Source organism: Microbacterium psychrotolerans (assembly GCF_031085295.1).
Lineage (GTDB): Bacteria > Actinomycetota > Actinomycetes > Actinomycetales > Microbacteriaceae > Microbacterium > Microbacterium psychrotolerans.
Genome location: NZ_JAVFWO010000003.1, coordinates 694,869 through 720,004, shown reverse-complemented (window position 1 = coordinate 720,004; position 25,136 = coordinate 694,869). Strand labels below are relative to the sequence as shown.

Sequence of the window (25,136 nt, the reverse complement as noted above, 5' to 3'; positions counted from 1 at the left end):
CGGCGCTGGTGTAGGCGACGTCGACGGTGTAGCCACGCTCCGTGAAGTGCTCCGTGAACATCGCCTCGTGCTTGAGCACCGCATCGAAATACGACGGCATCTGCGGAAGGTCACGCCAATACGACGCCCACTCCTGCGACAGGAACATCTCCCGCCGCACCGCGATCCAGAACGACTGCAGGTGATACGGCAGCACACCCTTGCCCGTGAACGGATTCGGCTCCTCCCGGGCATGATCGGTCATCCCCCAGAAGTGGACCGCACGCTCGCCCATCCGCTCGAACACCGGACCATACGGACGCACCGGACCGAACCACGTGTCATTGGTCAGCAGTACCTCGTCGAACTCCGCCAACCCGGCACCCACATGATCGAGCGCCACCTTGTGCGCCCAGATGTCGAAACCCTCGTTGTCGCGGACCAGGATCTCATCCGACACCGGCTCCAACGCCGCCCGGCCCTGATCGGTCAACTTGCCGTTGACCACCACCAGCACCCGAGCGGCATGCTCCCGCAATCCCGCCAACGCCACCGGGATGTAATCATCCACATCCCCACGACGATCGAACACCACGTACACCACAAGGCGACGACCACCCACAGGAAAAACACCCGGTGCGGCCACCGATCGGCTGGCGATCTCGACTGCGTCTGTCATGCGTGCGTATTCTCCACCGTCGATCGCTGCTTCGCGGCGCGATCGAGCGCCGCGGCCGGAGTCGATCTTAGACCGCGGGCTGGTTGGATCCCTGGGCGAGTGCCTTGAGCAGGTACGCGCCATATCCGCTCTTCACCAGAGGCTCCGCACGCTCGCGCAGTTCGTCGTCGGTGAGGAAACCCATGCGCCAGGCGACCTCCTCGGGGCAGCCGATCGACAAGCCTTGGCGCTTCTCGACCGTACGGATGAAGTCCGTCGCCTCGCTGAGCGAGTCGAATGTGCCCGTGTCGAGCCAAGCCGTTCCGCGCGGCAGGAGCTCGACCTTGAGATCGCCGCGAGCGAGGTACACCTTGTTGACGTCGGTGATCTCGAGTTCACCACGTGGCGACGGCTGCAAGCCCTTCGCGATCTCGACCACGTCGTTGTCGAAGAAGTAGAGGCCGGGCACGGCATAGTTGCTCTTGGGCTGGGAGGGCTTCTCCTCGAGCGACACAACGTTGCCTGCATCGTCGAACTCGACCACGCCGTAGGCGGTCGGGTCGTCCACCCAGTAGCCGAACACGACCCCGCCCGTGAGGTCGGTGTACTGGCGGAGCCGGGTGCCCATCCCCTGGCCGTAGAAGATGTTGTCGCCCAGCACCAGCGCAGCCGAGTCCGAGCCGAGGTGGTCCTCGCCGAGGATGAAGGCCTGCGCGAGACCGTCAGGCGATGGCTGCGACTTGTACGTGATCGAGACCCCGAAACGACTGCCGTCACCAAGTAGCCGCTGGAACTGGTCCGAGTCCTGAGGAGTCGTGATGATGAGGATGTCTTGGATGCCCGCGAGGATCAGCGTCGAGAGCGGATAGTAGATCATCGGCTTGTCGTAGACCGGGACCAGCTGCTTGGAGATTCCAAGGGTGATCGGGTGAAGGCGCGAGCCGGTGCCGCCTGCCAGGATGATTCCACGCATGCGTCTAGTCTCGGGTATACCCAGGGGTGCACCAAACCTCGGCGAGCACGCCTGCCCGGTATCCTGGAACGATGCGCAGACTCCTGGTCACTGGCGGTGCCGGTTTCATCGGCTCGAACTTCGTCCACCACGTCCTCGAGCACACCGACGACCACGTCACGGTCCTCGACAAGCTGACGTACGCGGGAAACCTGGCATCCCTCGATGGATTGCCCTCGGACCGGTTCGCGTTCATCCAGGGCGACATCGCCGATGCGGGTCTCGTCGACGAACTCTTCTCGCGGGCGGATGCTGTCATTCACTATGCAGCTGAGTCGCACAACGACAATTCGCTCCACGACCCGCGACCGTTCCTCGACACGAACATCATCGGGACATACACACTCCTCGAGGCCGCCCGCAAGCACGGCACGCGCCTGCACCACATCTCAACCGACGAGGTCTACGGCGACCTTGAGTTGGACGATCCGACGCGGTTCTCGGAATCGACGCCGTACAACCCCTCCAGCCCTTACTCGTCCACCAAAGCCGGCAGCGACCTGCTCGTGCGCGCGTGGGTGAGATCCTTCGGGGTGCGCGCCACGATCTCCAATTGCTCGAACAATTACGGTCCGTACCAGCACGTCGAGAAGTTCATCCCTCGGCAGATTACGAACGTCATCCGGGGCATACGGCCGAAGCTCTATGGTGCGGGCGAGAACGTCCGCGACTGGATCCATGCCGATGACCACTCGTCCGCCGTGCTCACCATCCTCGACAAGGGTGAGATCGGCGAGACCTACCTCATCGGCGCGGACGGCGAGAAGAACAATAAGGAGGTCGTCGAACTGATCCTGGCGCTGATGGGCGAGGCGAAGGACGCATATGACCACGTCACGGACCGGGCAGGCCACGACCTTCGGTACGCCATCGATTCCACAAAGCTCCGCAGCGAGCTCGGCTGGAAGCCGTCTTATGGGGACTTCGAGGCCGGCCTTGCGGCGACCATCCAGTGGTACCGAGACAACGAGCAGTGGTGGGCGCCGGCCAAGGACGGCGTCGAGGCTTTCTACGCGTCGAAGGGTCAATGACCGTGGCCGGTGGCGACGACATCGAGTTCGGCAAGGCACTGACGCGGATCGAGACCCCGATCCCTGGGCTCGTGGTGTTCGAGCTCCCTGTGCACGGCGACGCGAGGGGCTGGTTCAAGGAGAACTGGCAGCGCGAGAAGATGACGGGGGCAGGACTCCCGGATTTCGGGCCGGTGCAGAACAATGTCTCGTTCAACGACGCGGTCGGAACGACGCGGGGAATCCACGCCGAGCCATGGGACAAGTGGGTTTCGGTCGCGACCGGCCGGATCTTCGGTGCGTGGGTCGACTTGCGCGAAGGGCCCACCTTCGGTCACGTGTTCACGACGGAGATCGACCCGTCTCGCGCGATCTTCGTGCCGCGCGGTGTCGGCAATTCTTATCAGACTCTCGAACCCGACACCGCCTATACCTATCTCGTCAACGACCACTGGTCACCGGAGGCGTCGTACAGCTTCCTCAACCTCGCCGATGAGACGGCCGCGATCGCCTGGCCGATTCCACTCGCCGACGTCGAGATCTCGGCGAAGGATCGCGAGCACCCGCGTCTCGTGGACGTGACGCCGGTCCCGCCGAAGAAGACCTTGGTGGTCGGTGCAGCAGGTCAGCTGGGGCTTGCGCTGCGCCAGGCGCTCGGCGGGTCCGCTCACGTGGAGTACGTGACGCGGGCCGACCTCGACGTGACGGACCCGGGACTGGACAACGCTCGACGCTGGCGCGACTACGGGGTCATCGTGAACGCTGCGGCATACACCGCCGTCGACCTCGCGGAGACCCCCGACGGCCGCCAGGAGGCCTGGGCCGCGAACGTTACGGGCGTCGCCGCGCTCGCCCGCATCGCTGCTTCCCACGGGATCACGCTCGTGCATGTGTCGAGCGACTACGTGTTCGACGGCACGCTGGACCGCCCGTACCGTGAGGACGACGCGGTGCGTCCGCTGGGCGTCTACGGCCAGACGAAGGCCGCCGGAGATGCCGTGGTGGCCACCGTCCCTCGCCACTACATCGTCCGAACCTCCTGGGTGATCGGCGAGGGAAAGAACTTCGTCCGCACGATGGCCTCCCTCGCCGAGCGCGGCGTGGACCCCCGTGTCGTGGACGATCAGGTCGGGAGGTTGACCTTCACAAGCGACCTCGCGCGGGTCATCAGCTATCTTCTGCGGTCGCCGCACCCATATGGCGTCTACAACGCCACGAGCGCGGGTGCGGCGACATCGTGGGCCGACATCGCGCGCAGCGTGTTCCGGCTCACCGGCAACGACCCTGCACGCGTGCAGGGAATCTCGACCGACGAGTACTTCGCGGCGGCCAGTTCGCCGGTGGCCCCGCGGCCGCGGAACAGCGTGCTCGATCTCTCGAAGATCGAGCGCACCGGCTTCCGTCTCAGCGACGGTCCGACGGCGCTGGCCGCGTACCTCAGCTAGGCCGACCCGCTCCGCGCCCAGGCACAAGCTGGCAGGGTCACCCGGTCGCCGTCACAGTTCCGCCCTCGAACGTCTGACTGCACGTGCCTGCAGAGCAGGACATCGGCGAAGTAGGCCACCCGTACGGACCAGCCGCGCCGCCGGCGGCGAAGTAGGAGGCTCTAACCGACCCCGTCACTGCGAAGGCTCCGCGGGCCGGCTTGTAGAAGATCGCACCGTTAGCGAACCCCTCAGCGAACCCTCCCCCGTTATACGGGTATGCAGCGAACGTGGCGAGACGATCGCCGAGAACGCCCCCGGTGCCGCCAGATGCTGCATACGCATCGTCAATGGCCGGATCGCCGAGGCGGGTCGAGTTCGGCGCAGTCCAGATGATCCATCCTCCCTCGAACTGCTGCCGGCACGACGACGATGTTGCGCAGGCCTGATCGCTTTTCGGCCAACCCAGCGTGCCGCCGGCGCCACCGCGGGCAAAATAGGCGTCTCGTATCGATCCGAACACTCCGAACGCACCGAGCGACGGCTTATAGAACACTGCGCCGTTGGCGAACCCCTCCGCGAGCCCCCCGCCGTTGTACGGGTAGCTGACAAAGGCACCTGTTCGGGGTCCGAGTACTCCCTGCGCCCCGCCGAGACGGGCGTATGCGTCGTCGATCGCGGGATCACCGAGCCTCGCGGCGCCCTCGCTCCACATCAGCCAACCAGTCTCGAACTTTTGTCGGCACGCTGCTGCGGTCGAGCAGACCTGATCGGAAGCGGGCCAACCGAGCGCCCCCGCCGCGCCGCCCCTTGCAAAGTATGCGTCCTTGAGCGCTCCCACCACGGCGAAAGCACCCACACCCGGCTTGTAATAGATGACTCCGTTCACGAAGCCCTCCGCGAACCCTCCGCCGTTGGCGCCGTAGTAGGCGAATGCCCCCGTGCGTGCCCCGAGTACCGCCGCGCGCGCGGCGTACGCCGCATCGATGGTGGGGTCGCCGACACGGGCGCCCCCGGCTGACGTCCATAGAATCCAGCCGAACTGGAACTGCTGACGGCACGACGACACCGTGTCACACGACATCGAGCTGACTGGGAATCCCAGGACCCCAGCCGCTCCGCCCAGCGCGAAGTACCGATCGCGAATCGCCCCGGTGACGAAGTACGGGACGCCATCCGAGCGCCAGTACGCCGAACCGTTCGCGAACGCCTGGCCCGAACCTCCGCCGAAGTAGGGCAGGGCCGTCGGCCCGGTCAGCGGAGCCCCCCACGTTCCGGTAGGCCCACCTGCGGTCTGAAATGCCGCCGCCGTGGCCCCGACAACGGGGAAGGCCCCCGCGGCGGACGCGACGACAACGCCTTGCTGGAACGGCTGGCTGCACAGAGAGGCCGCGCAGGTCTGATCCGCGGTGGGCCATCCCATCGGTCCAGCGGCACCAGTGAGCGTGAAGTACGCCGACCTCAAGGGTTCCCTGACGATGTACGTTCCAAGAGCGCTGGAGTACAGCGAGCCGCCCGAGAAGAGTTGTCCCGTGCCGGAGACCGCGATCCCCGAGATCAGTTGATAGTTCAGGACCGGCCAGCCCATGTCACCGTCAGCGCCGCCGCGCGCGAAGTAGTAATCGCGGAGTGATCCCTGCTTTACCGTTTTGGCTCCATACTCATAGCTCCAGTAGATGGACCCGAGCGTGTAAGCACGCCCGAAGCCCCCTCCGTTCTTGTAGAGCGGAAGAACCTCGGTCAAGGGCGCGCCGAGTCCCGATGCACCTCCCTGAGCGCGATACTCCGATTCGATCTCTCCAGCTACGTCGCGCTGGGTGGGGCCGAACCAGTCAGTGAAGTACTGGTAGAAGTTTCGATTGCCGTAGCTCGAGCAGCCGTCTCCTTCCCCGTAGCCGGCCGCCAGCGCCGCCGCGTTCGGCTGGTACGGGGTGTAGTAGTAGAGGTTGGCGGTCGCCTGGTTCTGGATGAACACCGGGGATGAGCCGCAGCCGGCGTTCGGGTGCCAGCGAACATTCCATGTCTTTCCTGGTGCATACCACGTGAAGTACTGACTGGTGCCGGAGGGGTTCGCGTATCGCTTCAGCTGCCAAGCGGCCCCATAGACCTGGTTGAAGAAGCCGTAATATCTGGTGTCGCAGGCCGCGGTGTCGGGACAGCCCTGCCCCATCGCGATGGTGTAGCGCCAGTCGCTCGGCCACACATGCGTGACTAGGCCCTGCTCCTTCTGCAGCATGACGAGTATCACCTGAGGGTTGATGCCGCATGCTTGCGCGACCTTATAGATGATCCGCGAAGCGCGCTCACGGACACCGCCTGAGTACCCGCCGCACATCATGTCTTGAGATGTCGTGCGTGAAGTGTCATACCAATCCTTGAGGCAGATGTAGCCGGTTCGGCAGGCCGGCACCTTGGCTTCGAGAAACGCCTGTATCTGCTGTTCGCTCATCGTGTTGCGGTTGAAGAACACAGCGTCGCCGATGATGTTGCCCGCCTGGAACTTGGAAAGGTCAGCTGCCTTCACGATGCTCGAGGCGACCAGCGGTGATACGTCGGCGGATGCAGCCGCAACGCCGGCGGTCGCCAGAGCTGCGCCGACGCTACCGGTGAGGCTGCCCGCGACGATAGCTGCGCTCGTGAGCACGCTCGCCAGAAATCTCCGCGCCGACGCGCGATCACCATGCTTCAAAGCCCCCGCCATGGGAACAGTGTGACGGAAGTGGCCAATGAGTACAAGAAAGGCCAGATGGCGGTACGTCACAGCTCGGCGTGCAGCATCCAGACCTTGTCCGCGGCCTCGCTCCACGAGAACGCACGCCCGCGGTCCCCCGCGAGCACGCCCAGCCTCTCCGCCGCCGCGGCGGAGGCGAGCCCCGAAGCCAACGCGGCTCCGAGCCCTTCCGAGAGCTCCGTCACACTCGACGACGGCACCAGCACTCCCCCGTCGAACACGACCTCGTCGTGTACGGCCGACGCTGCGGCCACCACCGGGACGCCGAGCGTCAGGGCGTCGACGACGCGCCAGGGGAACGCGGCGCGACGCGACGGAGCCACGAAGGCCACGGCCGCGCCGAACACCGCGGCACGGTCGGTGGCAGACAGCACACCGCGCACGTGCACCATCCGTTCGGGGATTCCGGCTGCGGACGCGAGATCGGCCACGGCGGGTTCGTGCCCCTCTTCGACGTCGATCACGACGATGGGCAGGTCCACGCGGGATGCCGCCACCGCGGCGAGTCCGGCATCCAATCCCTCGGAGCCGAGCGGCCCGCCTGCCAAGAGGATGAACCCCTCGGGCAGACCCAGCTCGCGACGACGGCCCACTTCATCCACCGGCACCGCGAACCCGAGCGGTGACGCACCGGCGATGACCCGCACGCGATCGCCCAACGGAGCGATCTCCAGCAGCCGGGCCGCCAGCGAATGCGTCGGCACCACGACCGCATCGGCATGCTTGACGGCGCGCTTGAGCATCGCCTTGTGCCAGGCGACGACGGCGCGGGGCAGTTCGGCGGGCGCTTCCCACGGGCGGAGATCCCACACGGTCACCACGGTCTGGTCGTGGTCGTGCACCCGGTCGTGGCGCACGAGCGGCGCGAAGAGCGACGGCGAGTGGATCATTCCTCCGCCGATGCCCGTGCCGACGCCCAGCTGCAACGCGGCCGCGAGCTCCCGCCGGGGCAGGGCCGTGCGACGCACGTTCGCCAGACCGCCGACCGCGTCCAGTGCATCGTCCGCGCCCCCGGCCGGGGCGATCGCCTCGACCTCACAGCCGGACGGGGCACCGAGCACGAGCGCCCGCGCGAGCTCGCGCGAGGCCTCGGCGATCTGCGGCTCGGTCGGCGCGACGAGCTGGTCGAGCACGACACGCAGCGTGGCGACCACGACTCAGCCCTCGGGCGTGGGGGTCGGCGGGTGGAGCGTCGTCTGCATCAGATCGGCGATGTAGGCGTAGTCGGGCTCGAACTCGTCGATCCCCTCAGCGGGGGTGAGCTCGACCGTCTGCACCGGCTGCTCCTTCGCCTTGAGCGCGAGGTCGACGAGCGTCGGGATCAGCGACTGCGGCAGGTCCGTCTTGACGATGTCGGCGCCCGCGGCCGCGACATCCTGGAATCGCGTGAGCACGACCTGCGGCGTGAACTGCGCCAGGATCGCCTGCTGCAGCTCCCGCTGGCGCCGCATGCGGTCGAAGTCGCTCGTCGTGTACCGCGAGCGTGCGTACCACTGCGCGGTATCGCCGTCCATGTGCTGCTGGCCGGCCTCGATCCAGCCGATGGCCCAGCTGTCGACGTCGTGCGGGTCGACTCCGTCGGGCGGACCGCCCTTGGGAAGGCGCTCGATCACATTGATGTCGACGCCGCCCAATGCGTCGACGAGCGAGGCGAACCCGTGCATGTCGACGAACACGTAGTACGGGATCTTGATTCCGAGGATGCCTTCGGCGGCGTCCTTGGTGGCCTCGATGCCAGGCTCCGAGCCGTTCGCCTCCGCGTCCGGGTACAGGTCCGCGCCGTTCTGGCACACCTCGACCTCGGTGCGCAGTTGGTTGATGCCGCTCCCCCAGCCGCAGTTGGAGTCGGCGTGACCCTCGTGGCCGTCGGGGTAGCGATCCTGCATCGGTCCTTCCGCGAACGGGAAGTGCGGCATGTCGCGTGGGATGCCGGTGATCGTCGTTGCGCCCGTCTCGGCGTTGACCGACACCACCGAGATGCTGTCGAACCGCATGGAGTCGCGTCCTTCGCCACTGTCTGCGCCCAGCAGCAGGATGTTGTAGTACCCGTCGTCCGGCGGCACCGTGGGACCGCTGGCCCCGAAGATCGTGCTGATCGTGGCTCGGGTCGTTCCTACGTACTCGGCCGCCTTCGCGGCGGTGCCGCCGGCCACCACCATGAGCGCGACGGCGACGATCGCGATGGCGAACCGCGCCCAGGGCCCCGTCTTCACCAGCCGCACCAGGCGCAATGTGTCGATGCCCAGCACGATCCACAGCACGGCATACCCGATGAGCAGCCCCTGCGCGATGAGCAGCGGCAGGGGACGAAGCAGCCCGAGCCAGTCGGGCAGCCACGCGCTCGTCACGATACTCAGTCCCGCGGTGGGCGCGAGCAGCGCGAACAGCAGCGCGACCACGAGGAGCACCCACATCAACAGCGTCGCGCCGATGCCGAATCGGCCGAGTCTACGGTTGCCCGCGAGGACCTGCGCAGACCCGGGTATGAGGAAGTTCAGCCCGACCAGCCACCACCCGCGGCGCGTCATGACCGCCCGCGACGAGGCATCCGGGTGCCGCATCGGGCGCTCTTCGACCACGCCCGGTCGGACCGGACGTGCCTTGGCACTCGGCGGGGTCATCACGCTCACAGCGACTCCTTGAGCCGCCGGTTCTTCTCCTCGACCTGCGCTTCGAGATCGCGGGCGTACGCCTCGACGCGGTCCGCGATGGCGTCGTCCGAGGCACCGAGGATCCGCGCGGCGAGGAGCCCGGCATTCTTCGCCCCGTTGATCGAGACGGTCGCGACCGGGATGCCGGCGGGCATCTGCACGATGCTGAGCAGCGAGTCCATGCCGTCGAGCGTCGCGAGCTGCACCGGCACGCCGATGACCGGGAGTGCGGTGACCGACGCGAGCATGCCGGGAAGGTGCGCGGCTCCGCCGGCGCCGGCGATGATCGCCCGCAGCCCGCGGGAGCGGGCCTCACGCCCGTAGCGCATGAGCTTGTCGGGTGTGCGATGCGCCGACACGACCTCGACCTCGTGCGGGATCCCGAAGTCCGTGAGCGCCTGCGAGGCGTCGCTCATGACCCGCCAGTCGGAGTCGGAGCCCATGACGACGCCGACGAGCGGCGCCTCGGAGGAATGAAGGGGCGCAGTCACTCGTCAAGGCTAGGGGCGAAGGCTGGAAGATCCCCGCAACGGCGCGGTCCCTTCACCAAGCCAGGAGGGACCCGACCGGTGGCCTCGTCCGCGTGGCGGGCTCAGTCCAGGAAGAAGGATGCCGCGGCTCGCGCCTGGTAGGCCACGTCGTCGAGGTCGTCGCCGACGACGTTGACGTGCCCGACCTTGCGCCCCGGGCGCGGTGCCTTGCCATACGTGTGGACCTTGGCCTGCGGGTGCTCCTCCATCGCGGCGGCGAACCGGGCGTCGAGCGCGTCGTCCGCTGGTCCGCCGAGGATGTTCACCATCACCGCCCACCCCGCGACCGGATCGGTGTCGCCGAGGGGCAGATCGAGCACGGCGCGCAGGTGCTGCTCGAACTGGCTGGTCACCGCCCCGTCCTGGCTCCAGTGACCGCTGTTGTGCGGGCGCATGGCCAGCTCGTTCACCAACAAGCGCTCGTCGGTGGTCTCGAAGAGCTCGACCGCCAGCATCCCGGTCACGCCCAGTCCTTCGGCGATCGAGACGCCGATGTCGGACGCCACCTGCTGCAGTCGCTCATTGGAGTGCGGAGCCGGTGCGATCACCTCGGCGCACACACCGTCGCGCTGGACCGTCTCGACGACGGGGTACGCCTTCACGCCGCCCGAGGGGCGGCGTGCGACCTGCTGCGCGAGCTCTCGCGTGAAGTCGACGAGCTCCTCGACGAGGAGGGCGCCGCCACGGGCGTCCTCGGCGAGCGTCGCGAACCAGTCCTCGGCCTCGGTCCCGGCCGAGACCACGCGGACGCCCTTGCCGTCGTACCCGCCACGGGGGGTCTTCACGACCGCGCGCCCGCCGTGGTCGTCGATGAAGGCCTGCAGCTCCTCCGTATCGGTGACGGCCGCCCAGTCGGGCTGCGGCATCCCGAGCTCCTGAAGGCGCGCCCGCATGACGAGCTTGTCCTGCGCGAACTTCAGGGCATCGGGGCCGGGGTGAACGGCGATGCCCTCATCGACGAGGGCGGCCAGGACGTCCTGCGGCACGTGCTCGTGGTCGAACGTCACGACATCGACGTCGCGTGCGAACGCGAGCACGGTCGCGGCGTCGCGGTAGTCGCCGACGGCAGTGGCGGCGAGGGATGCCGACATCCCCTCGTCTTCGGCGAGCACCCGCAGCTCGACCCCGAGCTCGACCGCCGGCGCGATCATCATGCGGGCCAGCTGGCCACCTCCGACGACTCCGACTCGCAGCGCCATACCACTTCCTCTCGCCTCAAGACTCCCTCCATCATCCCGCACACCGGGATGACGGACGAGCCGGGTCAGGCCTGTGGAAGGGGCGGCCGAGGCGGAACGCCGGGCGGCAGCGGCTGAGCGTCGCGGTGGGCGAGGATCTGATTGACCTCGACCTGGTCCACGAGCGCCTCGTGCACGAGCTCGGCGCTGGGGATGTTGGCCAGCCGCAAGGGCTCGTCGACGCCGTTGGCGAGGGTTATCGTGCCCGCACCCCACATGCGCTGCAGCAGGCCGCGATGAACCTTCAGCGTGTATCCGCGGACGTGGGCGAGCTCCCTGCGCTTCGCCGAGAACACTCCGCGACGCTCCATCACGCGTCGCGTCGTGATCGTGTACACGTGCCCTGCCCACGCGAGGTACGGGAGCACCACGAGCAGAAGCACCACGGCGGCGGCCGCGGCCAGCAGCATCCAGTTCTCGAACGGCGCCGGGAGGTTGCCGTAGAAGTACCCGCACGCACCGGCTATGGCGATCAGTACGAGGGCCGACCACGCGAGCCTGCGCGCGTGGGGTCTGAAGCGAGCGACGAGCAGCTCCGGGGTGGGCGCGCCGGGGGCCGGCGTCAGCGGCCTGCCACCGTAGCTCGTCGGCTGCGTCATGTCCCCATTGTGCGGCGAGCCGCCGACAGTCCGGGGTGAACCCGCCGTTTTACGTCATCCGCGCTGAGCGCCGCCAGGCATCCGAGCCCTCACAAGCGCCGGCTCTCGAGCCCTCACGAGCGGGGGCGGCTCCGCACGTGCACGACGTCGCCGGCCGACACGACGCTCTCGTACTCGCCGTCCTGCACGACGACCAGACGGCCGTCGGGGTCGACACGCTGCGCCCGGCCCCAGAGCGTCTGGCCGTCGGGCAGCGACACCGCGACGTCGCTTCCCAGCGTGCTGCAGAGCGCCTCCACCTCGGCCAGCACGCCCGCGGCAGCGGCATCCCCGCCGGCTGCGGCGAGCGCGGTCAGCTGTTCGTCGAGAGCGGCGAGGTAGTCCGCCAGCAGGCGATCCTCGTCGCACGTCAGTCCGACCGCGGCGAACGAGGTCGCGGTGTCGACGGGGAGGTCGGCCCGCGGCATCCGCGTGTTCACCCCCGATCCGACGACGACGACATCGGAGTGCCCCGGCACGACCTCGGCGAGGATGCCGCAGACCTTCCCGCCGTCGATGAGCACGTCGTTCGGCCACTTGAGCGTCGCGGTATGGGCGGAGCCCGCGAGCTGCGCGCCGACCGCACGCGTCATCGCGGCGCCTGCCACCAGCGGGATCCAGCCGCGGGCCGCCGCCGGGATCGCCGCGGCGTCGATCACGACCGACACGGCGAGCGCGGTTCCGGGTGGCGTCACCCACGTGCGGTCCAGGCGCCCACGCCCTGCGCGCTGGTCCCCGGTCAGCAGCAACGACAAGTGCGGCCATTCGTGCGGGGCCTCGGCGATGTGGCGCACGACGTCGGCATTGGTCGAGTCGGTGGTCTCCACGACCTGGACGCGCGGGCTCACGGCGGCTGCGAGCGGGAACCCCTCGGACGAGTACGACATGATGCTCACCGTACGCCCGCCGGTGCCTGCGGAACTCTCCCCTTTCGCGATTCCGGAGCGCGGAATCGCGAGAGGGTGCAGTTCCGCGGACGGAGACTCCCGTGGACCCACAGCGGATGCCGCGACCCCTTGTGTGAACCCTCCAACAGATCCCCCGAGCCCGCCGATAGGGTGGAATCCGTGACCGATCAGCCCGACCTCTCCACGACCGCCGGCAAGATCGCCGACCTCCGCGCACGATTCCAGGAGGCCGTCCTCGATCCCGAGGAGGTCGCCAAGGAGAAGCAGCACGCGAAGGGCAAGGGCACCGCGCGTGAGCGCATCGACATGCTCCTCGACACCGGCAGCTTCGTCGAACTGGACGAGTACGTGCGTCACCGCACCACCGCGTTCGGGATGGACCGTTCCCGCCCCTACGGCGACTCCGTCGTCAGCGGAGTCGGCACGATCCACGGCCGCACGGTGGCGGTGTACTCGCAGGACTTCTCTACCTTCGGCGGATCTCTCGGCGAGGTCGCCGGCGAGAAGATCATCAAGGTCATGGAGTTCGCCCTGCGCTCCGGCATCCCGATCGTGGGAATCCTGGACTCGGGCGGCGCCCGGATCCAGGAGGGCGTCGTCGCCCTCGGCAAGTACGGCGAGATCTTCCGCCTCAACACGCGGGCGTCGGGCGTCATCCCGCAGATCTCGATCATCATGGGCCCGGCCGCGGGTGGCGCCGTGTACTCCCCCGCGCTCACCGACTTCGTCGTCATGGTCGACAAGACCAGCCAGATGTTCGTCACCGGCCCCGACGTCATCAAGACCGTGACCGGCGAGGACGTCGGCATGGAGGAGCTCGGCGGCGCCTATACGCACAACACCCGCTCGGGCGTCGCGCACTACCTCGCCGAAGACGAGGACGACGCGATCGACTACGTCCGCTCGATGCTCGGCTTCCTCCCCGACAACAACATGGCGGAGCTGCCGGTCTACGAAAGCGGCTTCGAGTTCGAGACGACGGATGCCGACCGCGCGCTGAACGCGATCATCCCCGACTCGCCGAACCAGCCGTACGACATCCACCAGGTGATCCGCGGCATCGTCGACGCCGAGGACTTCCTCGAGGTGCAGCCGCTGTTCGCACCGAACATCGTCATCGGCTTCGGCCGCATCGAGGGCCGCTCGGTGGGCATCATCGCCAACCAGCCCTCGCAGATGGCGGGCACGCTGAACATCGAGGCGGGCGAGAAGGCCAGCCGCTTCGTGCGCTTCTGCGACGCCTTCTCGATTCCGATCGTCACCCTCGTCGACGTTCCCGGCTACCTGCCGGGCACCGACCAGGAATGGACCGGCGTCATCCGGCGCGGCGCGAAGCTGCTCTACGCGTACGCCGAGGCGACCGTGCCGCTGGTGACCGTGATCCTCCGCAAGGCCTACGGCGGCGCTTACATCGTCATGGGTTCCAAGCAGCTGGGCGCTGACGTGAACCTGGCGTGGCCGACGGCCGAGATCGCCGTCATGGGCGGCCAGGGCGCCGTGAACATCCTCTACCGGGGCGAGATCAAGCGCGCGGAAGAGGCCGGCGAAGACGTGGCCGCCGTGCGGACACGCCTGGCCAACGAGTACACGTACAACGTGGCCTCTCCCTTCCTCGCCGCCGAGCGCGGCGAGCTGGACGGCATCATCGAGCCGGCGCAGACGCGGGTCTCCATCGCGAAGGCCCTGCGGGCGCTGCGCGGCAAGCGCGCCAGTCTGCCCCCCAAGAAGCACGGGAACATCCCGCTGTGAGCCGCGCGGACGACCAGACGGTCCCCGCCGAAGCCGGCGGGGAATCAGCCGCGCGCGAAAGCGTCACCATCGACGTGCGCCGCGGAACGCCCACGGAGGAGGAGCTCGCAGCGCTCATCGCCGTCGTGAGCGAGGCCTACACCGGCGAGGCGGCGGAGGCCGTAGCCGAGGAGCGCGTTCGCCGCACCGGCTGGGAACTCTCCCAGCGCGCCCTGCGGCAGCCGCTCGACCGCGACCTGGGCTGGGGCCGCTTCGGCTGATCACGCCGTCCGGGTCGGAGGCCCCGGAGCGCCTGAACCGGTCCGGCCGGCTTGTCCCCCGAAATACCTACAGACACACCCCTTGCGTCCTGGAGATACTTGATCCGCTGGAACGCTTCTGCGTTCGGCCGGTCCGACACCGCACTGCGGTATCCCCGGATCTGGCCATGCGGACGGTTTTCGGGTAACCGTTCGCGCAGGCGAGGGGCGGGCGGCTTCGCCGCCCCTCGCCTCCTTCTTCCCCGCTCCCCGCCTGGTTCCCCTCCCCCTCCCGGCGGGGAGCGAGTACGTCCCAGGGCTCGCCCCCTGCGCGACGGCTCGCCACCTGTGCGACGGCTCGCCCCCTGTGCGACGGCTCGCCACCGCGCTGGGCCACCTGCTTCGCGAGGCACCTGCTTCGCGGGGCTCGTTCGGGTGAGGCAGCGGCACCCCTCCCGCTCAGAGCTGGTCGATCAGCGCCATCCGTGTCCACAGATCCGGAAGGGCCGTCGCGATCGAGCGGCCTCCAGCGTCAGGCTCGACCGGGGTGCGGGATCTCGAGCCACAGGTCGACGGAGTCCTCGTCGCTGGGTCCGCCGACGGACGGCGAGCGTCCGACGACCGTGACGGCCACCCGCTCGTCGGGCGAGGTGCGGATGTAGAGCCGGTCCGAGGCCGCCGACCGCAGCGCGTCGGCCAGCTGCGCGCGGATGACGCCCAGCTGCTCGTCGTCGACGTCGTCGAGCCCGCCCTCATCGAGGACCGTCACGTTGGCCCCGCGACGCCGGGCACGTTCGAGCTCGGCGCGTACCTCGTCATCGAGCAGACGCGGTCCGCGCATCTCGTCGCGGAGCTTTCCCTCGGCGATCCGCGCCTCCAGGCGGTCGGCGTCGGTGAGCACGCCCGCGTGCGCGACCGTGCGTGTGAGCACCGGCCCCGCGACCGCGAGCGCCTTCTGCACCTGCACCCGCCGCTCCCGCTGGCGCACGACCTGCGACGTCTGCCATCCCGTCGCCGCACGCTGCAGCCGCGTAAGGCGGGAGGTGTCGCGCGCCGCCCGGTCCATCGAGAACACCAGCAGCTGCGCGCACGTCACCCAGACGATCGAGCCGACGAGTCCGAGTGCGAGCGCATTCAGCGGCCCCATCCAGAGCATCGACGCGATGGTGAGCGCGACGATTCCCGTCCACGCGGTCCACGGGCGGCGGCGCACCATGACGATGGTCATGAGCGCGCCGATCCCACCCAGGTACCAGGTCGCGAAGGGGGCCGTTCGGGATGCCTCCCCCACCGCGACCGAGATCGCGCTGGGCACGATGACCGCGCACGCGAGCGCCAGGATCTGAGCGATCGGCGGGAGCCGGACAGGACCGCGGATGCCGTCGACGGCCGTCTTCGCGTCATCGTCCGCGGGTGCACCGATGGCGGGCGCCGCGGGAGGAGTGGACGACGATCGCGTCGATGCGGGTTCCCAGAAGATGCAGAGCCACGTGGTCGCGAGATAGAACGCCAGGGTGACCACGACGACGAGAGGCTGCGTGATCGGTAAGGTCCACGAAAGGCCGCGCGCGGCGAGGTACGCCGTGAACGCGACGGCGAGCACGACCAGGACGTTCTTGACGCTGATCATGCGGCGGACTCCTGCCAGGTGAGGCGCACGACGGTGCCGTGCGGTCCGGTCTCGAGATCCGCATGCCCGCCCACGGCGGCGACACGCGCCATGATCGACGCGCGGATGCCCAGCCGGTCGTCCGGGACGGCATCCAGGTCGAAGCCTTCGCCGGCGTCGTGCACCTCGACACGCACGCGGCCATGCGTCTCCATCACGGCGACGCCGAGCCCCGCGCCACCGGCGTGCTGGAGGGCGTTCGCCACCGCCTGCGTCGCGGCGAGCGCGAGCGCGCGCGCCACGCGGCCCGGGATGAGCGACGCCGCGTCGTCGAACTCGCGCTGCACGTCGACGTCAACGCCCAGCTCTGCGGCGGCCGCGTCGATCTCGGCGGCGAGGGCCGCAACCTCCCACGGCTCGTCTGTGCCCTCGTGCGCGTCCTGCTCGGTGTTGGCCAGCCGCGTGAGCGCCTCGCGCGCCATGGACGCCGCGAGCGTTCGCTCGCGCGGTGTGCTCGCCCGCTCTGCCGCGATGAGCGCCGCCAGCACGCTGTCGTGCATGAGCGCGGCGACCGCGACGCGCTCCTGCTCCGCGGCATCCGCCGCCGCTGCCTGCGCGTAGGAGGCGACCGCGCGGGCACGCGTCTCGTCGACGTTGACGGCGATCGAACGGAACAGCCAGCCCAGCGTGAGGATGACACCGCCGAGGATGAGGGCGAACGACACGTCCAATCCGACGGTCATCCAGTAGTCGCTGTCGAAGCCGACCTGCATCAGCCGCACCAGCCCGAAGAGGACGGGCGCGAGGATCGTCCAGCCGATCTGCAGCGGGAAGGGGAAGGCCAGCACTGCGGCGAGGGTCGCCAGGTTGACGAGGTACCAGATCCACGGCTCGTCGACGGTCGTCGGCATCACTCCCGCGGTCGCGATCGGCCAGGCGACCAGCGCGAGCACGTAGACGAGGGCGAACACACCCGCGGCCACCCGCACGCCGCGCCCGATGACGCACGCGAGGATCATCACGGCGAGTGTGCCGAACACCGAGATCATCAGGGCTTCGTGCCATCCGGGCCGCTCGTCGGTCGAGCCCAGCGCCGCCAGGAACGCCTGGAGGCCGAGGATCAGCGATCCGAACGCGCCGCCGACGAGCGAGATGATCCGTTCCACGCGTGAGCGCGTGAACGACCCGATGCCCGCAGTGGCCTGCGGCGAGTGGGGAATCTGGCCCCACGCCGTGTCGAGCACGCCGGTCTGCGCGTCAACGGCCACGCGCACTGTCTCCCGGGTCGGCGGACGGCTCGACGAGGATGCCGTCTTCGACGGCGCGGTGCAGCAGGTCGATCTTGGTCGGAGCGGGTCGCCCGACCTCGACGTACTTCACGCGGATGCGCGTGATGTTCTCCTTGGCCGTCGAGTAGGCGACGCCGAGGCGGTCGGCGACGACCTTCAGCGGGAGGCCGGCGGCGTAGAGCCGCAGCACGTCGCGCTCGCGCGCCGACAGCTGCGCGTCGGCGAACGCGCGGTCGCCCTCGACGGCGCTGGCCCACTCGACGTTGTTGAGCGGCTCGCCGCGCGCCACCGTGCGCACCGCCGCGATCACATCGCCGATGGGCGAGGACTTGCTGACGACGCCGGCCGCGCCGGCGGCCAGGGCTTCGCGAACCGCTGCCGGGCGGTCGGCGACGCTGTGGATGATGACGCTCGACCCGTCGAGCACCAGCCGCCGCACGTTCTCGGTGACCGTCGTGCCGTCGCCGAGCGTCAGATCGAGCACCACGACGTCCGCCGGAAGCTGGCGCGACCGTGCGCGCCACTCCACGTACTCGGTGACGGTGCTGCCCGAGAAGGCGACGTTCATCGCGTCGGCGCGGACGCACGCCGCTTCCAGCCCGAGCCGTACCGACTCGTGGTCGTCGATGAAGGCCACCCGCGTCATTCCGCCAGCCTAGCCACGTGCGTCACCCGCGGGTGAGAACCGCCACGGCTTCGACGTGATGCGAGTTCGGGAAAAGATCCAGGGCGTCGACGCCTGCCAGGTCGTAGCCGCCGGCCCGGAAGGTGGCGATGTCGCGGGCGAGCGCCACGGGATCGCACGCCACGTAGACGACCGTCTGGGGCGAGAGCGCCGTGATGTGCTCGACGACCTCGCGTCCTGCGCCCGACCGCGGGGGGTCGAGCAGGACGACTCCCCGTGACAGGCGCTCCCGTTCAGAGGCGGAGGCCTCGGCGCTGAGCCGCGCCAGCCAGCGGTCGACCCGGGCGGTCTCGGCGCGGGCGCCGACCCAGTCCACGAGATTCTCGCCCGCGTGCTCGGTGGCCCGCGCGTCGGATTCGACGCTCGTCACCCGCGTCGATGGGCCGCCGAGCTCGCCGAGCGTCGCAGCGAAGAGCCCCACTCCCCCGTAGAGATCCAGATGCCACGCGTCGGGGTCGACGGCACGAGCGTCTCCCGGGAGGCTGCTCAATGCTCCCGACACGGCCGTCGTCAGCGTGTGCGCCGCAAGGCGGTGCACCTGCCAGAACCCTCCGGCGTCGACGCGGAATTCCCGGCCGCCGACCCGCTCGACCACGACCTCGTGTGAGGGCGCCTTGCCGGAACGCCGCCCGGGTGCCGGGCGGCCGCCGCGCCCGCGCCGGGCAGCGGCATCCCGATTCGTCTGGGGCCGCGGCAGCACCCGCACGCGACCGTCCGCCGGCTGTACGAGATCGATGCGGCCGGGCTCGCCGCCGCGCAGCTCCAGCGCGGTGCGCTCGACCGCCGCGGTCGCGAGGGGCAGGTCCTCGAGCGGCACCACGCGATGGCTGCGCGCCGCGTACTGCCCGACGTTGCCGTCGTCGTCGACGTGCAGGCTCACCCGCGTCCGCCATGCCGTGCCGTCGACGGTCTCGCCGTCGGCCTCCTCCCCGCCGTCCGCCGTCGGCGGAGCGGAGACGGCGCTCATCGTCGCGGCGGGCGCGGCGATGCCGCCGAAGCGCTGCAGCGCGTCGAGCAGCACCTCGCGCTTGAGGCTGCGCTGGTGTGCGAGCTCGATGTGGCCGAAGTCGGCGCCGCCGGGCCGCTGCTCGGGCGGCACGTCGACGTCGGCCTGCCGCCACACGTGCAGCTGGCGGTGCGGGGACGCCTCGAGGACCTCGAGCGTCTCGGCGCGCCAGAACGACGACTTGGCCGTGTCGGTGAGCCGCACGCGTACGCGCTCCCCCGGAACCGTGTCGGGCACGAACACGACTCGCCCTTCGTGGCGGGCGACGAAGACGCCGCCGTGGGCGACGCCCGTGATGTCGAGGTCGAGGAGGTCGCCGGTTCCGCTCATCCGTCGAGCCTACGGCCCGGCCGCGTACCGTGGGATCATGCGCGTCTGCCTCGCCTCGACCTCGCCCGCCCGGCTCATGCTGCTGGGGCAGTTCGGCATCCGTCCCCTCACGATCGCCCCCGACGTCAACGAAGAGGCCGTGATCGCCACGGTCGAGGCGGCAGAGGCGCGCACGCTGGCTCCGGATGAGCACGTCCTGCTGCTCGCTCGGCGCAAAGCGGCCGACGTGGCCGCGCGGCTGCGCGACGACATCCCCGGCTTCGACGGCATCGTCATCGGAGGCGACTCGATGTTCGAGCTCGACGGCGAGGTGCTCGGCAAGCCCTACACGCCCGAGAACGCCGCGGCCCGCTGGCAGGCGATGCGCGGCCGTACCGGCGTGCTGCATTCGGGTCACGCCGTCGTGCGCATCCAGCCCGGCGAGGCGCCGCGCGAGGTGCACGCGACGGCCGCGGCATCCGTCTCCTTCGTGGAAGACGTGACGGATGCCGAGATCGAGGCTTACGTCGCGACCGGCGAGCCTCTCCACGTGGCAGGCGCGTTCACCGTCGACAGCCTCGGCGGGGCCTTCATCGAGCGCGTCGACGGCGACCCCTCGACGGTCGTCGGCATGTCGGTGTCGACGCTGCGCCTGCTCGTGCGGGAGCTCGGCGTCGAGTGGACCGCGCTGTGGAACACGACGGATCCGTCGCTCGGACCGTCGGAGACCGATCCCGTCACGCTGTAGCGCAGGCACTGCCGACGGCCGACCGGCGTTGTAGTAGGAATCCCACGTTTCTCGTCGGTTCTTGTATGAACCGGTCAAAAGCCCTCGTGATGCCGTCGGTAGGCTGGCATCCATGCCCCAGATCGCCAAGGTTCTCATTGCCAACCGCGGCGAGATCGCCGTCCGCGTCATCCGCGCCGCCCGCGATGCGGGGAAGTCGTCTGTCGCCGTCTACGCCGACCAGGACCGCGACGCCATGCACGCCCGCCTCGCCGACGAGGCGTACGCGCTCGAAGGCTCGACCAGCGCCGAGACGTACCTGTCGATCGACAAGATCCTGTCGGTGGCACGCCGCTCGGGCGCCGACGCCGTTCACCCGGGCTACGGATTCCTCGCCGAGAACGCCGACTTCGCCCGCGCCGTGATCGCGGCCGGCCTGGTCTGGATCGGCCCGTCGCCCGAGGCGATCGAGGCCCTGGGCGACAAGGTGACCGCCCGCGCGGTCGCCGAGAAGGTCGGAGCTCCCCTCGCACCCGGCACCCCCGGCCCCGTGGCCGGCGCCGACGAGGTCATCGCGTTCGCCGAAGAGGTCGGTCTGCCCATCGCCATCAAGGCGGCGTACGGCGGCGGCGGGCGAGGCCTCAAGGTGGCCCGCACGATCGACGAGGTCCCCGAGATGTTCGAGTCGGCGACGCGCGAGGCGATCACGGCGTTCGGCCGCGGCGAGTGCTTCGTCGAGAAGTACCTCGACAAGCCGCGCCACGTCGAGACGCAGTGCCTCGCGGATGCCGCGGGCAACGTCGTCGTGATCTCGACGCGCGACTGCTCGCTCCAGCGCCGTCACCAGAAGCTCGTGGAGGAGGCGCCCGCGCCGTTCCTCTCGGACGAGCAGAACACGATTCTCTACGACGCATCGAAGGCCATCCTCAAGGAGGTCGGCTACGTCGGTGCCGGCACGTGCGAGTTCCTCATCGGCGCCGACGGCACGATCTCCTTCCTCGAGGTCAACACGCGCCTCCAGGTCGAGCACCCCGTGTCGGAGGAGGTCACCGGCATCGACCTCGTGCGGGAGCAGTTCCGCCTCGCCGAGGGCGAGGAGCTGGGCTACGACGACCCGATCGCCGACGGCCATTCGATCGAGTTCCGCATCAACGGCGAAGACCCGGGGCGTGGCTTCCTCCCCCAGCCCGGGCCCATCCACGTCTTCAAGACGTTCGGCGGCCCCGGCATCCGCCTCGACTCCGGCGTCACCGCCGGCGACAGCGTGTCGGGAGCCTTCGACTCGCTGCTCGCCAAGATCATCGTCACCGGCCGCGACCGCGCCGAGGCGCTCGAACGCTCGCGCCGTGCCCTCGACGAGTTCGAGGTGTCGGGGCTTCCCACCGTCCTCCCGTTCCACCGTGCGGTGGTCCGCGAGCCCGCGTTCGTCGCGGAAGACGGCCGGTTCGGCGTCTACACCCGCTGGATCGAGACCGAGTTCGTCAACGACATCGCGCCGTGGGACGGCGAGCTCGACGCGCCGGCGCCCGCCGAGGCGCGGCACACCGTGGTCGTCGAGGTCGCAGGCAAGCGCCTCGAGGTGAGCCTGCCCGACCGCGTGGTCACCGCGCCCGGTGTCGCCGGTCGCCCCGCCGCCGTGCCGCCGTCGCGACGCTCGCACGCCCCCACCGTCGTCGCGGGCGCTTCGGGGGACGCCGTGAAGTCGCCCATGCAGGCCACCATCGTCAAGGTCGCCGTCGAGGAGGGCCAGCAGGTCGTCAAGGGCGACCTGGTCGTGGTCCTCGAGGCGATGAAGATGGAGCAGCCGATCCAGGCCCACAAGGACGGCGTGATCGGCGCGATCAACGCGAACCCCGGCACCACGGTGTCGGCCGGTCACCAGCTGCTGACGATCTCCTGACGCGCGTTCCCTCGGGCTCGGGCCGGGGGCAGGATGGCGGGATGGTTGCGTCACCCATCTCTCCCGAAGTGTCCGCAGCGGCGATCAACGTCGTGATCCCGCCCGAGCTGCGCTGGCACGACACTCGCCGCGGCGAGGAGTTCGAGCTGCAGACCCTGACAGTGCGGCTGCTGCCCGACGGCAGCCTGGCGGTGAAGGCCTACGGCCGTCCTGTCGCCGGCGGGCGCGGGGCGTACGTCTCGTTCGCGATGCCCGACCGGCCCGAACTGCGCGCCCTCGTCGACGCCGGCGCGAACCGGGCCGCGGAACTGTGGCGCGCGAACACCGGGCTCGGCTGACGGCGGGATGACGGATGCCGCTGCGGCGGCATCCGTCGGCCTCGGGTCAGCCGCCGTAGACGTTGTGGTCGACGACGTGCATGGCGCGCGCGGCGTCGGTGATGCTGCCCGACAGCGACGGGTAGACCGCGAAGACGCGGGAGACCTGGTCGACCGTGAGGCGGCGCTCGACCGCGATCGCGATCGGGTAGATGAGCTCCGAGGCGCGGGGGGCGACGATCACGCCCCCGATCACGGTGCCGCTGCCCTCGCGGGCGATGATCTTCACGAAACCGTCCTTGATGCCCATCATCTTGGCGCGCGGGTTGGCGGCCAGCGGGAGCTTGTGCACGACGCCGTTGATATGGCCGTCCTCGATGTCCTTCTCCTGCCAGCCGATCGTCGCGATCTCGGGGGCGGTGAAGATGTTCGACGTGATGCGGCGGCGCTCGAGCGGGATGACGACGTCGCCCAGCGCGTGGAAGATGGCGGTGCGGCCCTGCATCGAGGCGACCGAGGCGAGCGGCACGAAGGTCGTGCAGTCACCGGCGGCGTAGATGTTTGGCACGGACGTGCGCGCCACGCGGTTGACCTGGATGTTGCCCGACTCGGTCATCTGGATGCCCGCCTCTTCGAGGCCGATGCCCGCTGTGTTCGGGACGGAGCCGACGGCCATGAGGCAGTGGCTGCCTTCGACGGTGCGACCGTCCGACAGCGTCACGACGACCGCGTCGCCGGTGTTCTCGACCTTCGCGGCCCGCGACTTCGACAGCAGCTTCATGCCGCCGCGCTTGAAGACGCGCTCCAGGACGGCGGCGGCATCCTTGTCTTCGCCGGGCAGCACCTGGTCGCGGCTGGACACGAGCGTCACCTTCGCGCCCAGGTTCATATAGGCGCCGGCGAACTCGGCGCCGGTCACACCGGAGCCGACGACGATGAGGTGCTCGGGCAGGGCGCTCATGTTGTACAGCTGCGTCCAGGTGAGGATGCGGTCGCCGTCCGGCTTGGCGCTCGCGAGCTCGCGCGGCGACGAGCCGGTCGAGACGACGAGGGTGTCGGCCTCGATGCGGTCGAAGTCGGTGCCGCCGGGGCCGGTCGACACCACGACGGCGTGGTCGCCTTCCAGCCGCCCGTGCCCGGAGATGATGCGGACGCCCGCCTCGACCAGCGACGCGCGCATGTCATCCGACTGCTGCCGCGCGAGCGTCAGCAGGCGCTTGTTCACGGCGCTCAGATTGATCGCGATCTCGGGTTTGAGGGGCTTGCCGTCCTTGCCCTTCGCGAAGAGCTGCACACCCAGGTCGCCGGCGCCGGCGATCGCCACAGCGGCGTCGGCGGTGGCGATGAGCGACTTGGAGGGGACGACGTCGGTGATGACCGCCGAGCCGCCGATGCCTGCCCGTTCGACCACCGTCACCTCGGCTCCGAGCTGGGCGGCGGCCAGCGCCGCTTCGTAGCCTCCGGGTCCGCCGCCGAGGATGGCGACGCTCTGGGTGGTCTCGAAGCTGATCGACATGGATTCCATTCTCCCCTGCCGGATGCCGCGCCGACGACACACACGGCGACACTCCCGAGGACGCGACGCAGCGCCCTCGCTGGCTCTTGTGCCCGCCGGTTCCTAAAGTGGTGGCATGTCAGACACCACCGGCAATCCTCTCGACGACCCCACGGCAGACCCTTTCGAGGTCGCCGCCGCCGCCGCGGAGGACATCGCCCGCATCACCCGCGTCGAGCGTCACGACATCGCGCTGACCCTCGGCAGCGGCTGGGGCAAGGCCGCGGAGCTGCTCGGCGAGACGACCGCGACGTTCCCCGCGACCCAGGTGACCGGCTTCAGCGCGCCCGCGCTCAGCGGTCACGTCGGGACGCTGCGGAGCATCGTCACGCCCAAGGGCCGTCGCGTGCTGGTGATCGGCGCCCGCACGCACTACTACGAGGGCTACGGCGTGCGACGGGTGGTGCACAGCGTGCGCACGGCCGCCGCTGCCGGAGCGCGCACGATGGTGCTGACCAATGGCGCCGGGGGCATCAAGCACACGTGGACGCCGGGTCGCCCGGTGCTGATCAGCGACCACATCAACCTCACCGGCGACTCGCCGCTCGAGGGCGCGACGTTCATCGACCTCACCGACCTCTACTCGCTCCGCCTGCGCGACCTGGCGCGATCCATCGATCCGAGCCTCGATGAGGGCGTGTACTGCCAGTTCCGCGGCCCCCAGTACGAGACACCGGCCGAGGTGCAGATGGCGAAGGCGATCGGCGGGCACATCGTCGGCATGTCGACGGCGCTCGAGGCCATCGCCGCGCGGCAGGCGGGCATGGAGATCCTCGGCTTCTCACTGATCACCAACATGGCCGCCGGCATCCAGAAGACGCCGCTCAGCCACCAGGAGGTGCTCGACGCCGGCCGCGAGGCCGAGCCCGTCATCTCCTCACTCCTCGCCCGCGTGATCGGCGCGCTGTGAGCGGCCCGGAGGTCCCGGCCGCAAGCCCGGACAGGCAGGAGCCCGCTCCCGACAAGGTCCCC

Annotated in this window: 22 protein-coding genes (1 of these 22 only partly in view); 8 read left to right on the top strand and 14 right to left on the bottom strand. The window is 69.5% G+C overall.

From position 1 onward, the window contains the following. On the bottom strand, positions 1-658 hold the 5' portion of the coding sequence (locus Q9R08_RS12220) for a rhamnan synthesis F family protein (protein WP_308868302.1). 1,397 nt of this gene lie to the left of the window's left edge; 658 of the gene's 2,055 nt are visible here — the first part of the coding sequence; the start codon lies at positions 656-658; its stop codon lies off the left edge, out of view. Positions 659-725: 67 nt separating this feature from the next. Further along, a complete protein-coding gene (gene rfbA / locus Q9R08_RS12215) occupies positions 726-1,610 on the bottom strand; it encodes a glucose-1-phosphate thymidylyltransferase RfbA (protein WP_308868301.1) in 885 nt (294 codons plus the stop codon). A 71-nt stretch (positions 1,611-1,681) separates the two neighbouring features. Here rfbA and rfbB point away from each other — a divergent pair, with 71 nt between their 5' ends. Both rfbB and rfbD read left to right on the top strand, forming a co-directional pair. Then, a complete protein-coding gene (gene rfbB / locus Q9R08_RS12210; protein ID WP_308868300.1) occupies positions 1,682-2,680 on the top strand; it encodes a dTDP-glucose 4,6-dehydratase in 999 nt (332 codons plus the stop codon). Continuing rightward, complete coding sequence (gene rfbD / locus Q9R08_RS12205) at positions 2,677-4,104, top strand: dTDP-4-dehydrorhamnose reductase (protein ID WP_308868299.1); 1,428 nt, start codon at positions 2,677-2,679, stop codon at positions 4,102-4,104. The genes rfbB and rfbD overlap by 4 nt, the downstream gene beginning before the upstream one ends. A 37-nt stretch (positions 4,105-4,141) precedes the next feature. On the opposite strand, the gene Q9R08_RS12200 is transcribed toward rfbD, so the two are convergent. From Q9R08_RS12200 to Q9R08_RS12170, 7 genes are all read right to left on the bottom strand, one after another. Further along, positions 4,142-6,784 carry an LGFP repeat-containing protein gene (locus Q9R08_RS12200; protein WP_308868298.1) on the bottom strand — a complete coding sequence of 881 codons (2,643 nt, stop codon included), beginning with the start codon at positions 6,782-6,784 and terminating at the stop codon, positions 4,142-4,144. Positions 6,785-6,840: 56 nt separating this feature from the next. Next, the gene (locus Q9R08_RS12195) at positions 6,841-7,968 is read right to left on the bottom strand and encodes a glycosyltransferase (protein ID WP_308868297.1); all 1,128 of its coding nucleotides are present in this window, start codon (positions 7,966-7,968) and stop codon (positions 6,841-6,843) included. 3 nt (positions 7,969-7,971) lie between these two features. Continuing rightward, positions 7,972-9,435, bottom strand: a complete 1,464-nt coding sequence (locus tag Q9R08_RS12190) for an LCP family protein (protein WP_418001350.1) — start codon at positions 9,433-9,435, stop codon at positions 7,972-7,974. Positions 9,436-9,440: 5 nt separating this feature from the next. Beyond that, positions 9,441-9,908 (bottom strand): 5-(carboxyamino)imidazole ribonucleotide mutase, encoded by a 468-nt coding sequence (purE, locus tag Q9R08_RS12185; RefSeq protein ID WP_308868492.1) that lies wholly within the window; start codon positions 9,906-9,908, stop codon positions 9,441-9,443. A gap of 149 nt (positions 9,909-10,057) precedes the next feature. Then, positions 10,058-11,194, bottom strand: coding sequence for a 5-(carboxyamino)imidazole ribonucleotide synthase (locus Q9R08_RS12180; protein WP_308868295.1), 1,137 nt, complete (start codon positions 11,192-11,194; stop codon positions 10,058-10,060). Between the two features lie 65 nt (positions 11,195-11,259). Further along, positions 11,260-11,832 (bottom strand): PH domain-containing protein, encoded by a 573-nt coding sequence (locus Q9R08_RS12175; protein ID WP_308868294.1) that lies wholly within the window; start codon positions 11,830-11,832, stop codon positions 11,260-11,262. Positions 11,833-11,945: 113 nt separating this feature from the next. Beyond that, positions 11,946-12,758: a biotin--[acetyl-CoA-carboxylase] ligase gene (locus Q9R08_RS12170; protein WP_308868293.1), complete on the bottom strand. Its 813-nt coding sequence runs from the start codon at positions 12,756-12,758 to the stop codon at positions 11,946-11,948. Between the two features lie 180 nt (positions 12,759-12,938). Between Q9R08_RS12170 and Q9R08_RS12165 the strand changes: the two genes are divergently transcribed. Further along, a complete protein-coding gene (locus Q9R08_RS12165; protein WP_404909332.1) occupies positions 12,939-14,528 on the top strand; it encodes an acyl-CoA carboxylase subunit beta in 1,590 nt (529 codons plus the stop codon). Further along, the gene (locus Q9R08_RS12160; protein WP_308868291.1) at positions 14,525-14,788 is read left to right on the top strand and encodes an acyl-CoA carboxylase epsilon subunit; all 264 of its coding nucleotides are present in this window, start codon (positions 14,525-14,527) and stop codon (positions 14,786-14,788) included. The genes Q9R08_RS12165 and Q9R08_RS12160 overlap by 4 nt, the downstream gene beginning before the upstream one ends. 511 nt (positions 14,789-15,299) lie before the next feature. Here the strand turns inward: Q9R08_RS12160 and Q9R08_RS12155 are convergent. Genes Q9R08_RS12155 through Q9R08_RS12140 form a run of 4 tightly spaced genes read right to left on the bottom strand, consistent with a single transcriptional unit; the run spans position 15,300 to position 19,686 of the window. Then, the gene (locus tag Q9R08_RS12155) at positions 15,300-16,397 is read right to left on the bottom strand and encodes a hypothetical protein (protein ID WP_308868290.1); all 1,098 of its coding nucleotides are present in this window, start codon (positions 16,395-16,397) and stop codon (positions 15,300-15,302) included. Further along, complete coding sequence (locus Q9R08_RS12150) at positions 16,394-17,644, bottom strand: ATP-binding protein (protein ID WP_308868289.1); 1,251 nt, start codon at positions 17,642-17,644, stop codon at positions 16,394-16,396. The genes Q9R08_RS12155 and Q9R08_RS12150 overlap by 4 nt, the downstream gene beginning before the upstream one ends. Beyond that, positions 17,634-18,311 (bottom strand): response regulator transcription factor, encoded by a 678-nt coding sequence (locus tag Q9R08_RS12145; RefSeq protein WP_308868288.1) that lies wholly within the window; start codon positions 18,309-18,311, stop codon positions 17,634-17,636. The genes Q9R08_RS12150 and Q9R08_RS12145 overlap by 11 nt, the downstream gene beginning before the upstream one ends. A gap of 22 nt (positions 18,312-18,333) precedes the next feature. Further along, positions 18,334-19,686, bottom strand: a complete 1,353-nt coding sequence (locus tag Q9R08_RS12140) for a class I SAM-dependent RNA methyltransferase (RefSeq protein ID WP_308868287.1) — start codon at positions 19,684-19,686, stop codon at positions 18,334-18,336. A gap of 37 nt (positions 19,687-19,723) precedes the next feature. Here Q9R08_RS12140 and Q9R08_RS12135 point away from each other — a divergent pair, with 37 nt between their 5' ends. The 3 genes from Q9R08_RS12135 (at position 19,724) to Q9R08_RS12125 (ending at position 22,630) form a co-directional block, all read left to right on the top strand. Then, on the top strand, positions 19,724-20,413 hold the full coding sequence (locus Q9R08_RS12135; protein WP_308868286.1) for a Maf family protein: 690 nt from the start codon (positions 19,724-19,726) through the stop codon (positions 20,411-20,413). Positions 20,414-20,525: 112 nt separating this feature from the next. Further along, on the top strand, positions 20,526-22,292 hold the full coding sequence (locus Q9R08_RS12130) for an acetyl/propionyl/methylcrotonyl-CoA carboxylase subunit alpha (RefSeq protein ID WP_308868285.1): 1,767 nt from the start codon (positions 20,526-20,528) through the stop codon (positions 22,290-22,292). A 41-nt stretch (positions 22,293-22,333) separates the two neighbouring features. After that, on the top strand, positions 22,334-22,630 hold the full coding sequence (locus Q9R08_RS12125; RefSeq protein WP_308868283.1) for a hypothetical protein: 297 nt from the start codon (positions 22,334-22,336) through the stop codon (positions 22,628-22,630). Between the two features lie 46 nt (positions 22,631-22,676). Here the strand turns inward: Q9R08_RS12125 and Q9R08_RS12120 are convergent, their stop codons facing one another. Beyond that, the gene (locus tag Q9R08_RS12120; protein WP_308868281.1) at positions 22,677-24,134 is read right to left on the bottom strand and encodes an NAD(P)H-quinone dehydrogenase; all 1,458 of its coding nucleotides are present in this window, start codon (positions 24,132-24,134) and stop codon (positions 22,677-22,679) included. A gap of 106 nt (positions 24,135-24,240) precedes the next feature. Here Q9R08_RS12120 and Q9R08_RS12115 point away from each other — a divergent pair, with 106 nt between their 5' ends. Beyond that, on the top strand, positions 24,241-25,074 hold the full coding sequence (locus Q9R08_RS12115) for a purine-nucleoside phosphorylase (RefSeq protein ID WP_308868280.1): 834 nt from the start codon (positions 24,241-24,243) through the stop codon (positions 25,072-25,074). Positions 25,075-25,136 lie beyond the last annotated feature (62 nt).

Coding starts and splice junctions, on each gene's coding strand:
- rfbA (WP_308868301.1), bottom strand. CDS start 1,610: ATGCGTGGAATCATCCTGGCAGGCGGCACCGGCTCGCGCCTTCACCCG.
- rfbB (WP_308868300.1), top strand. CDS start 1,682: ATGCGCAGACTCCTGGTCACTGGCGGTGCCGGTTTCATCGGCTCGAAC.
- rfbD (WP_308868299.1), top strand. CDS start 2,677: ATGACCGTGGCCGGTGGCGACGACATCGAGTTCGGCAAGGCACTGACG.
- Q9R08_RS12200 (WP_308868298.1), bottom strand. CDS start 6,784: ATGGCGGGGGCTTTGAAGCATGGTGATCGCGCGTCGGCGCGGAGATTT.
- Q9R08_RS12190 (WP_418001350.1), bottom strand. CDS start 9,435: ATGACCCCGCCGAGTGCCAAGGCACGTCCGGTCCGACCGGGCGTGGTC.
- purE (WP_308868492.1), bottom strand. CDS start 9,908: ATGGGCTCCGACTCCGACTGGCGGGTCATGAGCGACGCCTCGCAGGCG.
- Q9R08_RS12180 (WP_308868295.1), bottom strand. CDS start 11,194: ATGGCGCTGCGAGTCGGAGTCGTCGGAGGTGGCCAGCTGGCCCGCATG.
- Q9R08_RS12175 (WP_308868294.1), bottom strand. CDS start 11,832: ATGACGCAGCCGACGAGCTACGGTGGCAGGCCGCTGACGCCGGCCCCC.
- Q9R08_RS12170 (WP_308868293.1), bottom strand. CDS start 12,758: ATGTCGTACTCGTCCGAGGGGTTCCCGCTCGCAGCCGCCGTGAGCCCG.
- Q9R08_RS12155 (WP_308868290.1), bottom strand. CDS start 16,397: ATGATCAGCGTCAAGAACGTCCTGGTCGTGCTCGCCGTCGCGTTCACG.
- Q9R08_RS12145 (WP_308868288.1), bottom strand. CDS start 18,311: ATGACGCGGGTGGCCTTCATCGACGACCACGAGTCGGTACGGCTCGGG.
- Q9R08_RS12140 (WP_308868287.1), bottom strand. CDS start 19,686: ATGAGCGGAACCGGCGACCTCCTCGACCTCGACATCACGGGCGTCGCC.
- Q9R08_RS12135 (WP_308868286.1), top strand. CDS start 19,724: ATGCGCGTCTGCCTCGCCTCGACCTCGCCCGCCCGGCTCATGCTGCTG.
- Q9R08_RS12130 (WP_308868285.1), top strand. CDS start 20,526: ATGCCCCAGATCGCCAAGGTTCTCATTGCCAACCGCGGCGAGATCGCC.
- Q9R08_RS12125 (WP_308868283.1), top strand. CDS start 22,334: ATGGTTGCGTCACCCATCTCTCCCGAAGTGTCCGCAGCGGCGATCAAC.
- Q9R08_RS12120 (WP_308868281.1), bottom strand. CDS start 24,134: ATGGAATCCATGTCGATCAGCTTCGAGACCACCCAGAGCGTCGCCATC.
- Q9R08_RS12115 (WP_308868280.1), top strand. CDS start 24,241: ATGTCAGACACCACCGGCAATCCTCTCGACGACCCCACGGCAGACCCT.